Source organism: Phytohabitans kaempferiae, from assembly GCF_042433955.1.
GTDB lineage: Bacteria > Actinomycetota > Actinomycetes > Mycobacteriales > Micromonosporaceae > Phytohabitans > Phytohabitans kaempferiae.
The window spans coordinates 51688-65291 of the sequence record NZ_JBHLUH010000012.1; the positions used below are offsets into that span (position 1 = coordinate 51688).

General features: G+C 73.9%; 8 protein-coding genes. 4 read left to right on the forward strand and 4 right to left on the reverse strand.

Going from position 1 to position 13604, the window contains the following annotated elements:
- Positions 1-21: 21 nt before the first annotated feature.
- Positions 22-1998, reverse strand: coding sequence for an acetoacetate--CoA ligase (locus tag ACFFIA_RS09890; protein ID WP_377248909.1), 1977 nt, complete (start codon positions 1996-1998; stop codon positions 22-24).
- A gap of 53 nt (positions 1999-2051) precedes the next feature.
- On the opposite strand from ACFFIA_RS09890, the gene ACFFIA_RS09895 reads away from it, so the two are divergent.
- Positions 2052-2699, forward strand: coding sequence for a hypothetical protein (locus ACFFIA_RS09895; protein WP_377248912.1), 648 nt, complete (start codon positions 2052-2054; stop codon positions 2697-2699).
- Between the two features lie 60 nt (positions 2700-2759).
- Positions 2760-3914, forward strand: coding sequence for a hypothetical protein (locus ACFFIA_RS09900; RefSeq protein WP_377248915.1), 1155 nt, complete (start codon positions 2760-2762; stop codon positions 3912-3914).
- On the opposite strand, the gene ACFFIA_RS09905 is transcribed toward ACFFIA_RS09900, so the two are convergent.
- Positions 3915-5081 carry an acyl-CoA dehydrogenase family protein gene (locus ACFFIA_RS09905; protein WP_377248918.1) on the reverse strand — a complete coding sequence of 389 codons (1167 nt, stop codon included), beginning with the start codon at positions 5079-5081 and terminating at the stop codon, positions 3915-3917. It abuts the gene before it with no gap.
- 223 nt (positions 5082-5304) lie between these two features.
- Between ACFFIA_RS09905 and ACFFIA_RS09910 the strand changes: the two genes are divergently transcribed.
- Positions 5305-6732: a UDP-glucose dehydrogenase family protein gene (locus tag ACFFIA_RS09910; protein WP_377248921.1), complete on the forward strand. Its 1428-nt coding sequence runs from the start codon at positions 5305-5307 to the stop codon at positions 6730-6732.
- Positions 6733-6803: 71 nt separating this feature from the next.
- Positions 6804-11813 (forward strand): SCO7613 C-terminal domain-containing membrane protein, encoded by a 5010-nt coding sequence (locus tag ACFFIA_RS09915; RefSeq protein ID WP_377248924.1) that lies wholly within the window; start codon positions 6804-6806, stop codon positions 11811-11813.
- A gap of 99 nt (positions 11814-11912) precedes the next feature.
- Here the strand turns inward: ACFFIA_RS09915 and purE are convergent, their stop codons facing one another.
- A complete protein-coding gene (gene purE / locus ACFFIA_RS09920) occupies positions 11913-12380 on the reverse strand; it encodes a 5-(carboxyamino)imidazole ribonucleotide mutase (RefSeq protein WP_377249709.1) in 468 nt (155 codons plus the stop codon).
- Positions 12381-12469: 89 nt separating this feature from the next.
- A complete protein-coding gene (locus ACFFIA_RS09925) occupies positions 12470-13603 on the reverse strand; it encodes a 5-(carboxyamino)imidazole ribonucleotide synthase (protein WP_377248927.1) in 1134 nt (377 codons plus the stop codon).
- Between the last annotated feature and the right edge of the window lies 1 nt (position 13604).

The following is a 13604-nucleotide window of genomic DNA, read 5'->3' on the forward strand; positions in this document are numbered from 1 at the left end:
GCTTCGTTGTCGGCTGTCCGGTCAGCTCTTTCGGGCGAACCGACGAAACTCCTCCAGCGACTCGGGGTTGGCCAGCGCACCGGTCGCCGCGACCTGCTGGATGGGGGTACCGGTGAGGATCCGCTTCACCGGCACCTCGAGCTTCTTGGCGCTCAGCGTGCGCGGCACGGCCCGCACCTGGTGGATCTCGTCGGGGATGTGCCGCGGCGAGAGGGCGGTACGCAGCTCGCGGGCGATCCGGGCGCGCAGCTCGTCGTCGAGCTGGCGGTCGCCGGCCAGCACCACGAAGAGCAGCAGCTCGCCCTGCCCCTCGCCGTCGAGGTGGACGACCACCGAGTCGACGACCTCGGGCAGGCCCTCGACCACGGAGTAGAACTCGGCGGTGCCCAGCCGTACGCCGCCGCGGTTGAGCGTGGCGTCGGAGCGGCCCGTGATCACGCAGGTGCCCCGCTCGCTGATCGTGATCCAGTCACCGTGCCGCCAGACGCCGGGGTAGACGTCGAAGTACGCCTCGCGGTAGCGGCTGCCGTCGGTGTCGCCCCAGAAGCCGACCGGCATGCTCGGCATCGGCGCGGTGATCACGAGTTCGCCGAGTTCACCGATGACCGGCTTGCCGGCGGCGTCGTACGCCTCCACGCGCGCGCCGAGGCAGCGGCAGGAGAGTTCGCCCTCGTACACCGGGACGAGCGGGGCGCCACCGATGAAGCCGGTGCACACGTCGGTGCCGCCGGAGAGGGACTGGAGCTGCACGGTGGGGCTGACCGCCTCGTAGACCCAGGCGAAGCCCTCCGGCGTCAGCGGGGCGCCAGTCGAGCCGACCCCGCGCAGCGTGGCGCCGGCCCGCGGGGTGAGGCCCGCCTTTCGGCAGGCGAGGATGAACGGCGCACTGGTGCCGAAGTAGGTGACGCCCGCCTCCTGCGCCAGCCGCCACAGCGCGCCGAGGTCGGGCGACCCGGGGTTGCCGTCGAAGAGGACGATCGCGGCGCCCACGGCCGGGCCGGAGGCGAGGAAGTTCCACATCATCCAGCCGGTGGTGGTGAACCAGAAGAAACGGTCACCGGGGCCCAGGTCGTGGTGGAGCGCGAGCATCTTGAGGTGCTCGACCAGGATGCCGCCGTGGCCGTGCACGATCGGCTTGGGCAGGCCGGTCGTGCCAGAGGAGTAGAGGACATAGAGCGGATGGTCGAAGGGGACCGGCTCGAAGGTCAGCTCCTCCTCCGTCGCCGGCCACTCGAAACCACCGGGGTACTCCGAATCACCGGCATACTCCGAATCACCGGGATACTCCGAATCATCGGCATACAGGTAGGGCAGCGTGATCGTGTGCCGCAGCGACGGCAGCGCCTCCTGGATCGCGCCCACCTCGGCCCGGCGGTCGACGGGCTTGTCGCCGTACTGATAGCCGTCGACCGCGAGGAGCACCGTGGGCTCGATCTGCTGCCACCGGTCGACCACGCTCCGTGTGCCGAACTCGGGCGCGCAGGAGGAGAAGACCGCGCCGAGGCTGGCGGCGGCGAGCATCAGCACATACGTCTCGGGGATGTTGGGCGCGTACGCCGCGACCCGGTCACCCCGCCCCACGCCCAGCCGCCGCAGCTCCGCCCGCGCCCGCCGCACCTGCTCGCGCAGCTCCCGCTTGGTGAGCGTGACCGGCTCGCGGGTCTGCGAGTACGCGATCACCACCGGGTCGTCGGGCGCCAGGCCGGGCATGCGGAGCACATGCTCGGCGTAGTTGAGCGTGGCGCCGGGAAACCAGCGCGGTCCCGGCATCGCGGGATCGTCGATCACCGCGGTCGGCTGGTCGTACGCCCTCACGTCGAAGTAGTCCCAAATGGACCGCCAGAACCCGGGCAGGTCGTCGACCGACCACTGCCACAGGTCGGCGTATCCGGCGAAGTCCAACTCCCGATGCTCGCGCAGCCAGCGCAGGTAGGCCCCGATACGGGACCGGTCTCGTACGTCTACCGGTGGCGTCCACAACTCTGTACCCGCACTCATCCAGTCATCTTGCCCGCCTGCGGAGGGAGCCGCGAAACCGGTACGGTGCGCGCATGCGACATCTGTGGAGTTTGATCGCCGGCTTGGTCGCCGCGCCGCTCACCTGGGTGCTCGTCTCGATGGGCCAGTCCGGGTCGGCCGGCACCGTGGCGGGATGGGCGGAGAGCCGCCAGTACCACACGGCGGACCTCATCGAGCCAGCCGCGTACCTGGCGGTGGCCGGCATCCTGCTGGGCGTGATCGGTACGCTCCGCTTCTCGCCGCTCGGCCCGCTCTTCGCCGGGCTGCTGCTCATCGCCCCGTACGCCGGGCTCTTCGCCAACCCGCTGGCGGTGCGCGACGCCGTACCGGAGGGCTGGACGGTGCTCGACCGCGACATCCCGCTGCTCGTACCGCTCGACAACGGCACGCTGCCGCTGCTCGGCGCGCTGCTCGTGGTGGCCGCGTTCAGCGTGCAGCGGTGGCGGCGGTGGCCGGTGGCCAGCGGCTACGCGCCCGAGCCGTACGTGCCGAAGGACGATCCGGACACGCTGCCCGACCTGCTCACGCCATCGACGCCGCTCTCCACCTCCCCCTTCACGTTCGACACGCGGCCGCTGGCCGATCCGGACGAGACGCCCACCGTCCCCAGCCGCCCCCGCGACACTCCTTGGTCGGCACCGCCCTCGTCTGCCGCCAAGCGCGGTAACGGCGAGTTGTAGCAGTTCAGGGGCTTGCCCCCGCGGGGTACCGTGCCCTGCGGACGATGATGGGGAGGGCACATGCGCCATGCCGGATCACTCCTGCTGTCTCTGTTTCTGGCGCCACTGATCTGGGTCTCGACCGGCTACGGCATCACCGAGGTCAACCGTGCCCGCGTGCGGTTCGCCGGCGGGTTCGAGCTCGAGCTGGTGCTCGGCATGCTCGCCCTCCTCGCCGCCGGCGCGCTGTACGCCGTGCTGGTCATGGCGCGCCTCTCCCCGATCGGGCCGGCCCTCGTCGGGCTGACCTTCCTGGGGCTCGCCGGCTGGGCGACCTTCGACCCGCGCTCGTACTTCGACGTGATGCCCACCGACCTGCGCGGCGGTGACTTCGCCCTCGTGTACCCCGCGCTCGGATACGCCGCGCTGCTCGCGGTGCCCCTGCTCGCCACACTGGTGAGCCCGCGGCGGTGGCGGCGGTACGCGCACGCGGCTCCGGCCAGGCCGGCCGTCCCGCCGCCGTACCCGATGCCGGGCGGGGGCATGCCTCCGGGCGCCGTCCCGCCTGGTGCACCGTACGGTCCGCCGTACGCCGGCCCGCCCACCTTCGCCGCGACGCCCGGCTACCTGGCCCCGCCTCCGATGCCCGGCGGTCCGGCGCCGGGCATGCCGGGCGCGCCCGTGCCGGCTGGTCCGGTGCCCGGCGCGCCGGTCTCCGGTGCGCCCCAGCCGCCGGTGCCGGCCCAGCCCGTGGACACCGCGCCGACGACGGCCTTCCCGGCGAGCCCGCACATGCCGGTCCCGCCGGCGCCCACCTCTGTGCCGCCCGCGCCTACCTCTGTGCCGCCGGCGCCCGCCCCGGCGACGCCCACGCAGCGGATCCCGACCCAGACGCCGCCCCCGCCGGTCGAGCAGGAGACCACGCAGATCCTCCGGCCGGCGCCCGAGCCCACCGACGCCACGACCCGCATCCCGACCTCGCCGGCGGTCGCACCGCCCGAGGCGAGCCCGCCCGCGCCCGAGGCGCCTCCCACGCCGCCGGTCGACGACCAGACCACGACGCTGATCAACCGCGGCGACACGGAGGCGACCCAACTGCTGAAGGGTCCGCCGCCGCCCGACGCCTATCCGCGGCCGGCCTGGTCGGCCCCGACACCGCCGCCGATCACGCCGCCGGGCGCCCGCACCGACCCCGACGACCTCGACGACCCGGAGGCGACCCAGCCCTCCCGCTGATCAGCGGAAGTTCTTGAGGAGCTGGCGCGCGATCACGATGCGCTGGACCTGGTTGGTGCCCTCGTAGATCTGAGTGATCTTGGCGTCACGCATCATGCGCTCGACCGGGAAGTCGCGCGTGTAGCCGTATCCACCGAGGAGCTGGACCGCGTCGGTGGTGATCTCCATGGCGGCGTCGGAGGCGAAGCACTTGGCGGCGGCGCCGAAGAAGGTGAGGTCGGCGTCGCCGCGCTCGGAACGGGCCGCCGCGGCGTACGTGAGCTGCCGGGCCGCCTCGAGCTTCATCGCCATGTCGGCGAGCATGAACTGCACGCCCTGGAAGTCGGCGACCGGCTTGCCGAACTGCTTGCGCTCGGTGACGTACTGGGCGGCGACGTCGAGCGCGCCCTGCGCGATGCCGAGCGCCTGGGCGGCGATCGTCACGCGCGTGTGGTCGAGCGTGCGCATCGCGGTGGTGAAGCCGGTGCCGGGCTCGCCGATCATGCGGTCGGCCCGGATGCGTACGCCGTCGAGATAGACCTCGCGGGTCGGCGACCCCTTGATGCCGAGCTTCTTCTCCGGGGCGCCGAAGCTGACTCCCGGGTCGGACTTGTCGACCACGAAGGCGGAGATGCCCTTGGCTCCCACGCCCGGCTCGGTGACCGCGAACACGGTGTAGAAGCGGGACGCGCCGGCGTTGGTGATCCAGCGCTTCACGCCGTCGAGTACCCAGTGGTCGCCGTCACGGACGGCCCGCGTGGTCATCGAGGCCGCGTCGCTGCCCGCCTCTGGCTCGGAGAGGCAGTACGAGAACATCGCCTCGCCGCTCGCCACCGGCGGCAGGAACTTGCGCTTGAGCTCATCCGAGCCAGCCAGCAGCAGCGGCATGGTGCCGAGCTTGTTGACCGCGGGGATGAGCGACGAGGAGGCGCACGCCCGCGCGACCTCCTCGATCACGATCGCCGTGGCGAGGGCGTCGGCACCGGCGCCGCCGTACTCCTCGGGGATGTGCGGGGCGTGGAAGTCGGCCGCGCGCAGGGCCTCGTAGGACGCCTTGGGGAACTCTCCGGTCTCGTCCGCCTCGGCGGCGTGGGGCGCGACCTTCGCTTCACATACCGCACGAACCGTTTCGCGAACGGCCTCGTGCTCCTCAGGGAGCCGGTACGCTTCGAACAATTCTGTCGGCATAACGCCTCCCCTTGGCGATCTTCGTGCGTGAATGTGAGGATACCGACCAGCGTTCAGGCGCCGTTCCCGACCGCGTAGGCTCACGCACTATCGTCGGCTGCACACCCAGGCAGGCCGAGCTGTTTGCCCAATAGACCCAAATAGTCCGTAATCGGTGCCGTCGTGGGCGGCCCTCCCGAACCGCGACGCGAAGCGCCGCCAAGTGCGAGCGGAGAACACAGGCGTGACGATCCCGTACCCGAGCACCCAGCCCATCCCTGCGATCGGCGCGGTCACCCCGCCGTCCGGCGCGGCCCGGCCTCGGCTGGCGTTCCTCGGCACCGGCTACCTGGGCGCGACCTACGCGATCTGCTTTGCCGAGCTGGGATACGAAGTGCTCGGTTTCGATGTCGACGAGGCCAAGATCGCCAAGCTGGCCGGCGGCGCGGTGCCGTTCCACGAGCCCGGCCTCGACGAGCTTCTGCGCCGCAATTTGGCGGCCGGCCGGCTCCGCTTCACCACCGATTACAAAGAGACGGCCGACTTCGCCGACGTCCACTTCATCTGCGTGGGCACTCCGCAGCGGGCCGACGGGATGGGCGCCGACCTCGTCTACGTGGAGGCGGCCGTCACCGGCCTCGCCCAGCACCTCACCCGCAAGGCGCTGATCGTGGGCAAGTCGACGGTGCCGGTGGGCACGGCCGAGTGGGTCGAGCAGCTCGTGGGCAAGCACGCCCCGGCCGACCTGGGCATCGAGGTCGCGTGGAGCCCCGAGTTCCTCCAGGAGGGATTCGCGGTCGAAGACGTGTTGCGGCCCAACCGGATCGTCATCGGCGTGAAGAGCGAGTGGGCCAACGCCATGCTCTACGCCTCGCACAAGGGCGTCTTCGACCTCGCCGCCACCGAAGACCGCGAGGTGCCGCTGGTCGTGACCGACTTCGCCACCGCGGAGCTGGTCAAGGTCGCCGCCAACGCCTTCCTGGCCACCAAGATCTCGTTCATCAACGCGATGGCCGAGGTGTGCGAGGTCGCCGGCGGTGACGTGACCCAGCTGGCCCGCTCGATCGGCTACGACCCCCGCATCGGCAACCGCTTCCTCCAGGCCGGCGTCGGCTTCGGCGGCGGCTGCCTGCCCAAGGACATCCGCGCGTTCCAGGCGCGGGCCCAGGAGCTGGGCGCCGGCGAGGCGCTGCGCTTCCTGCACGAGGTCGACCTGATCAACCTCCGCCGCCGCACCCGCGTGCTCCAGCTCGCCGCCGAGCTGCTCGGCCGCCGCTCCGGCCCGGCCGGTCCCGACCTCTCCGGCACGCGCGTCGCCGTGCTCGGTGCCACCTTCAAGCCCAACTCCGACGACGTGCGCGACGCGCCGTCGCTCGCGGTCGCCGCGCTGCTCGCCAAGGCCGGCGCCGACGTCCGCGTTTACGACCCGGAGGGCATGGAGAACGCCAAGGTGGCACAGCCCGACCTGGCGTACGAGCCGTCGATGAACGACGCCGTCCGCGGCGCCGACCTGGTGTGCGTGCTGACCGAGTGGGCCGACTTCCGTAACGCCGACCCGGTCGCGCTCGGCGAGCTGGCCGCCGGCCGGCGCGTGATCGACGGGCGAAACTGCCTCGACTCGGCACTGTGGACCCACGCTGGATGGGAGTACAGGGGCATGGGTCGCCCGTAGACTTGGGACGCCGTTCTTAGGCATGCTTTCGGGGAGTCCACTGTGTGGGGCTCCGCGGCAGAGAGGGTGCCATGGCGACGTACAAGTGCTCGTCGTGTGGCCGGCAGATCCAGCCGGCACCACAATGCCCGCACTGCGGTGCCCTTCAGGGCCAGTGGGCTGACGAGCTGGCCAAGATCGAGCGTTCGATAGCGGAGATCAAGGCCGACGACATCCGCATCGCCAAAGAGGCCAAGCTCAACGCGCAAAAGCTCCAGGCGGCCCAGTTCCAGCGCGACATCCTGGCGCACGCCAACGCGAAGTCGCAGGACAAGGTGCGGCAGTCCACTCGGACGCGTCGCCGCACCTTCGTCCGCCGCCCGCCCAACGCCGCGCCCGGGGCCGGTGGCCCGCCGCCTCCGCCGCCCCGGCGCGTGCCCCGGCAGGACGGCGCCCGGCCCACCGCCACCGCGCCACCGCCGCCTCTCCCGCCGGAAGACGTCCAGCCCGAGCACCGGCCGGAGGCGTCCACCCGCGAGGTGCAAAACATCTACCTCGGCCTGGGCGGCCTGCTGCTGGGCATCGCCGCGGTCGTGTTCGCCGCTGTGGCGTTCACCTCGTTCGACGACATCAGCCGCGCGGCGATCCTCATTGGAGCGACCGTGCTCATGCTGGTCGCCTCCCCCGTGGTGGCCCGCAAAGGTCTGATCTCCACCGCCGAGACGATCGCCGCCGTCGGGCTCGGACTCGTGCCCTTGGATGGGTACGCACTGTGGACGGTCGACCAGATCCGCTCCGACAACGTGCCGGGCGCGGTCGTGGCGGGCATCGTCTTCGCGCTGACCGCGTTGATCGCCGGCTGGTACGCGGCGCTGACCGGGCTGAGCGTCCCGCGATACGCGACCGTGCTCGCGCTCCAGCCGGTCCTGCCTCTGCTCGCGTACGAGTGGATCAGTGGGCCGGCCGGCTGGGCTCTCGTACTGACCGTGGTGGCCGCGCAGGATCTGCTGCTCGCACGGCAGTTCGACCAGCGGGGGCGGCTCGCCACGCCGCCCTGGCTGGGCTCGCCCGTCACCGCGCCGCCCGAGCCGGCGACCGACCGGCCCGAGCCAGCCGAGCCCGGCGACGGCGAGTCGCGGAAGACGCCTCCGTCGGCCGAGCGCCCGGAGAGCGCGCCGGAGGAGTCCGACGCGGTCGTCACCGACGCTGACGCTGCCCGCAACCTCCCGCCCGCGCCGGCCGCCGCGTGGCTGCGCCAGCTCACCTGGGGGCTGAGCGCGCTGGCCGTCGCCGCCGCGGTCCTCTTCGCCGCGGTCGCCACACTCCGCGCAGACACGCCGCCCGGCGCGCTCGCCGCCGGGCTCACGCTCGTGCTCGCGGCCGCGGTCGGCGTGGCCGGCGCGACCCCGCTGGGGCAGCGGGTCGTCGACGCGGCCGCCGCGGTGCTCACGCTCGCCGTGATCGGGGCGGCCTCGCAGCTCGTGGCGGTCGCCATGCCGGGGCGGGCACTCCTGCTGATCGCCGCCGTGATCGCGCTGACCGGTCTCGGCGTGCGCGCCGTGCCCGAGTCGATCCGGCGGGGGCCCCAGCTCGCCTCGGCCGTGGCACTCATCGTCATGGGCGTGGTGGTCGCCGGCACCGCCATCCGCGCCGCCGTGGCGCCCGTGCGCGCGGCGTTCCCTGTGTGGGAGGCCGACCTCTCCGCCTACCACGACCGCCTCGCGGAGGCCGCAGGGCCCGCGGGCTGGCAGCTTGCCGCGACCGCCCTGCTGCTCACGGTCGCCGCCGCGCTCTCGCTCCCACCGCAGGCACGGCGTGAGTCCGCGGTCGCCGGCGTGGCGCTCACCGCGCTGGCGGCGCCGGCCTCCTTCGCGCTGCCGTGGAGCGCCGCGCCGTGGCTGCCGGTGCTCGCCGCGATCGGCATCGGCGCCACCGGGCTGTACGCCAGCACCGAGCGCGCCGCGCGCGCACACGTCGCCGCCGCGGCGGTGGTCGGGCTGGTGGGCGCGGGCGCATCCCTCGCCCGGCCGTCCTCCACCGCGGCCGTACTCGCCGTCCTGACGCTCGCCGGCGTGCTGATCGCGATCGCCGGCTCGTGGCTGCCCGAGCAGGCCGACGCGCTGCGCGACGAGCCGGCGCCGGCCCAGTTCCTGCGCGCCGGTCCCGCCGCCGAGATGGTGGGCGAGTGGGCGTCCGGCGGGGCCGCGTTCGCGATGCCGGGGGCCGCCGCGGCCGCGGTCGCCGCCACCGCGCCAGTCCGCGAGGAGGCCGCCGTACCGATCCTCGCGGCCGCGTTCGTGGCGGTGTGCGCGACGCTCGGATACGCGGCGCTCGCGCAGGTCGCGTGGCGGCGCATCGCGCTCCCGCTCACGGTCGGCACCGGGCTCGGCGCGCTGGCGGTGACGGCGGCGGCGTTCGGCGCTCCGGGGGCGGAGGTGGCCGACGCCTGGGTCGGCGCGCTGCTGCTGGTCGGCGCGGTACTGCTCTTCCTCGCCCCGTCGATCGACGCCGGGCGGCGCCCCGACCGCCTGCTCGACGGCACCGACTTCGCGGCCGCGGCGGCGATCGCGGGCATCGTCGGCACGTTCGCCCGCATCTCCGGCATCCTCTTCCCCGGTGCGGTGCTCGCGGTCGCCGCGCTGCTCGTGCTCTTCGTCGCCGTCGGCGTACGCGCGATGCCCGCCGAGTGGCGCCGCGGGCCGGTCCTCGGCGTCGCGGCCAGCGGTGCGGTGATCGCGGTGATCGCCGGCTACACCGCGCTCAGCGGCGGCCTGCGTGTACTCGCCACGCCGGGCGCGCTCTGGGAGGCCGACCTGGGCGCCTGGCCCTCCGGCCCGGGCGGCGTGGGCTGGCAGGCCCCGGTCGCGCTCGTGCTGCTGGCCGGCGCCGCCGCGATCGTGCTGCCCCGCCCGTGGGCCTACGACGTCGCCGCCGTCTGCGTGGGCCTCGCCACCATCGGCGCCCCGGTCGCACTCGGCCTGCCCTGGTGGTCGCCGATGCTGGTCGGCGGCGCGGTCGCCACCATCTACGGGATCGCCGCGACCATGGCCGACGACCCCCGCGCCGGGCTCGCCCGCGCCACCGTCGCCGCCGGCGTCGCGCTGCACGCGGTCGGCGCCAGCCTCGTACGCCCGTGGACCACCGCCGTGGCGCTCGCCATGGTCGTACTCGTCGGCGCGCTCGTGGCCACGCTCGCGCGGATGCTGCCCGCGCTCGACGACGCCGACCTCGAGCAGATCCCGGGCAGCGCGCCACCGCCCGAGGCCGAGATGCCGCTCCACCTCGGCCAGATCGGCGGCGCGGCGGCGGGCGGCGCCCTGCTCGCCCTCCCCGGCGCGCTCGCCTCGACGGTCGCCGCCCTCGGCTACGGCGCCTCGGCGGTGCTCGCGTGGGCGCTGGTCGGCTCCTTCGCCGGGCTCGCGGTGATCGCGGTCGCCCGCCGGCGGATCGCCCGCTACCTGCCGTACGCCACCGTGGGCGTCGCCGGCGGCGCCACCATCACCGCGTTCGCTGCGCTCCCCACCGGCCTGCCGATCGGCGTGTACGCCGCGGCCGCCGTCCTGCTCGGCGTGGTCGCCGAGCTCCTGCGCAGCGCCACGCCACCACCGCGGTACGTCGGGCAGCCCACGCAGCGCTGGTCGGTGATGCTCGGGGGCGTGTGGCGCCGGATGCCCTCCGGGCTGGCGCCGCGCGGCCAGTGGTCGGTCAGCCCGGAGATGGGCGCCGTGCTCGCCGCCGCGCTCCCGACGCTGCTCGCGTTCGCCGCCATCGCGCCCGCGCTGGTGGCCGCGCTGGTCGATCCACACCAGACGCTCAACCACATCTGGGACGGCCCGCCCGCCGCGCTCACCGCGCCGGACCGCTCGGTCGATCCCAGCGACGTGCTCGGCACGCTGCTGCTCACCATCGCGGCCGCGCTGGCGGCGATCGGCTTCGGCGGGCGGCGCTTCGCCCAGGCCATCCCGGTGATCCTGCCGGGCGCGGCGGTCACGCTGCTGATCACGCCGATCGCGTTCGGCGCCGAGTGGCCGGCGTCGACGATGGCCGCGCTCGCCGTCTACACGCTCGCGATGCTCGGCCTCGCGCTCACCCCGCCTCCGCCTCCGGCCGAGCGCGCCCGCGCGCTGCGGGTCACCCGCGTCGTGGTCTTCGCGCTCGGCCTGGCAGCGGGCGGCGCCGGCCTGGCCGGCAGCCTCGCCAGCGAGTCGCTGACGCTCGTCACGCTGGGCGGTTCGGCCGTGGTCGGTGCCATCGCGGCGATCTTCGGGCAGAGCCAGCGGGCCCGCATCCTCGGCTGGCTCATCGCCGCCGCGTCGGCCATGAGCTTCGTGCTGACCGCCGCGCTGATCGCCGGGCTGCCCGCCGCCTGGTCCGCGTACGGCGTACTCGCCGTCGGGGCCGCCCTCCTCGTGGTCGCCGCCCTGATGCCGCGGCTGCGCCGCCCCGAGGCGTTCCGCGAGGCGGCGACGGTCGAGTGGAGCGGATACGGCGCCGCGCTGGTCGCCCTGGCCCTCGCCTTCGACTCGCTGGGCCACGTGGCCGGCCTGCTCGCCGCGTGGGGCGCCGTACTCGGCATCGCCGCCGCCCGCCCGGGCCGCCGCCCGCTGGAGCGGCGCACGCTCTTCTGGGCCAGCATCCTGTGCGAGATCGTGGCCTGGTGGCTGTTCATGGCGCTGACCGACGTGTCGGTGCCCGAGGCGTACACGCTGCCGTTCGCCGCCCTCGCCCTGCTGGTCGGCCTGATCGAGCTACGTCAGCGCCCCGACCTGAGCAGTTGGACCGCGTACGGCCCCGCACTGATCGCCGCCTTCGTGCCGACCCTGGTGATCGCCATCCGCACTGACGCCAGCCCCACGCGCGAGGTACTCCTGCTGCTGGGCGCCGTCGCGACGGTCATTTTCGGGGCCCGCACGCGCCAGCAGGCGCCGCTGGTCATCGGCACGGTGGTCACGGTCATCTCGGCACTGCACGCCCTGACGCTGGTCGGCCTCTCGTGGCTGATCCTGATCCCGATCGGCGCGCTGCTCATCTTCTTCGGCGCCACCAACGAGAGCCGCCGCCGCACCCAGGAGCGCTGGCGCGCCGTCACTCGCATGCGCTGACGGCGCGTCGCGCGGCCGGAGCTGACAGACCGCGGAGGGCGAGGCCGCGGGAGCAGCGGTCTGGACCGCGACGGGCATCGCGGTAGCCCAAATCAGCCCTTAGAGCGAGGCGCGGAGGTTGGCGTCCTTCCGCGCCACCACATCGACCAACTCCTCCTGGAAGGCCACCACACGCGCGCGCAGGGCCTCGTCGGAGGCGGCGAGGATGCGCACGGCCAGCAGGCCGGCGTTGCGCGCGCCGGCGATCGACACGGTCGCCACCGGGATGCCGGCGGGCATCTGGACGATCGACAGCAGCGAGTCCATGCCATCGAGGTGCTTGAGCGGGACGGGCACGCCGATGACCGGCAGTGGCGTGACCGAGGCGACCATGCCGGGCAGGTGGGCGGCGCCGCCGGCGCCCGCGATGATGACACGCAGGCCGCGCGTGGCGGCGCTCTGGGCGTACTCGACCATGCCGACCGGCGTGCGGTGGGCGCTGACGACCCGCACCTCGTAGGGGACCGCGAACTCGGCGAGGGCGTCGGCCGCGGCCTTCATCGTCGGCCAGTCGGAGTCGCTGCCCATGATGACGCCCACCGTCGCGGCGCCGCCCCCGTCCCCGCCAGCGGAGACAGCACCGCCCGCGAAGCCGGCGGCGGCGGTCGGACCCGTACTCATGCGCCCTCCTGGAGCCAGCGGGCGGCGCGTGCGGCGCGGGCCCGTACGTCGTCCATGTCGTCGCCGAGCACCGTGACGTGCCCGATCTTGCGGCCGGGGCGGACCTGCTTGCCGTACAGGTGGACCTTGGCGCCCGGGTCGGTCGCGAAGAGGTGGTGCAGGCGCTCGTCGATGCCGAGGCCACCGGGCGGGCCGCCCAGCACGTTGGCCATCACCACCGCGGGCGCGGTCAGCGCGGTCTCGCCCATCGGGTAGTCGAGTACGGCCCGCAGGTGCTGCTCGAACTGTGACGTGCGCGCGCCCTCGATCGTCCAGTGTCCCGAGTTGTGCGGGCGCATGGCGAGCTCGTTGACGACCAGGCCGCCGTCGACCTCGAACAGTTCGACGGCGAGCATGCCCACGACGTCGAGCGCCGTGGCGATGTCGATCGCGAGCTGCTGAGCCGCCACCGCGAGCGCCTCCGGCAGGTCGGGCGCGGGCGCGAGCACCTCCACGCAGATGCCGCCCTGCTGCACGGTCTCGACCACCGGATAGGCCGCGACCTGCCCAAACGGCGAGCGGGCCACCTGCACGGCCAGCTCCCGCCGCAGTGGCACGCGCTCCTCGGCGATCAGCTCCACGCCGGGCGGCAGCGGGTCGTCCGGGCCGAGCATCCACACGCCCCGCCCGTCGTAGCCGCCGCGGACCGCCTTGCCCACCACCGGCCAGCCGACCTCGGCACCGAACGCCCGCACCTCATCGGCCGACCCGATCGGGCGCCAGCGCGGCACCGGTGCGCCGAGGGCGGCGAGCCGCTCGCGCATGGCGCGCTTGTCCTGGGCGTAGACGAGCGCGTCCGCCCCAGGATGCACCGCCACGCCCGACGCGGCCAGCTCGCGCACCGCCTCGGTGGGCACGTGCTCGTGGTCGAAGGTGACGACGTCGCACCCCTTGGCGAACGTGCGGAGCGCCGCCAGGTCGGTGTGATCGCCGTACTGCACGTCGGCGGCGACCAGCGCGGCACCATCCTCGGGCGAGGCGGCGAGCACGCGCAGCGACTGGCCGAGGGCGATCGCGGCCTGATGGGTCATCCGGGCCAGCTGCCCACCGCCCACCATGCCGACAACGGGCAGACCGGTTCGGGTATCCATC

Coding starts and splice junctions, on each gene's coding strand:
- ACFFIA_RS09925 (WP_377248927.1), bottom strand. CDS start 13,603: ATGGATACCCGAACCGGTCTGCCCGTTGTCGGCATGGTGGGCGGTGGG.
- ACFFIA_RS09890 (WP_377248909.1), bottom strand. CDS start 1,998: ATGAGTGCGGGTACAGAGTTGTGGACGCCACCGGTAGACGTACGAGAC.
- purE (WP_377249709.1), bottom strand. CDS start 12,380: ATGGGCAGCGACTCCGACTGGCCGACGATGAAGGCCGCGGCCGACGCC.
- ACFFIA_RS09900 (WP_377248915.1), top strand. CDS start 2,760: ATGCGCCATGCCGGATCACTCCTGCTGTCTCTGTTTCTGGCGCCACTG.
- ACFFIA_RS09895 (WP_377248912.1), top strand. CDS start 2,052: ATGCGACATCTGTGGAGTTTGATCGCCGGCTTGGTCGCCGCGCCGCTC.
- ACFFIA_RS09905 (WP_377248918.1), bottom strand. CDS start 5,081: ATGCCGACAGAATTGTTCGAAGCGTACCGGCTCCCTGAGGAGCACGAG.
- ACFFIA_RS09915 (WP_377248924.1), top strand. CDS start 6,804: ATGGCGACGTACAAGTGCTCGTCGTGTGGCCGGCAGATCCAGCCGGCA.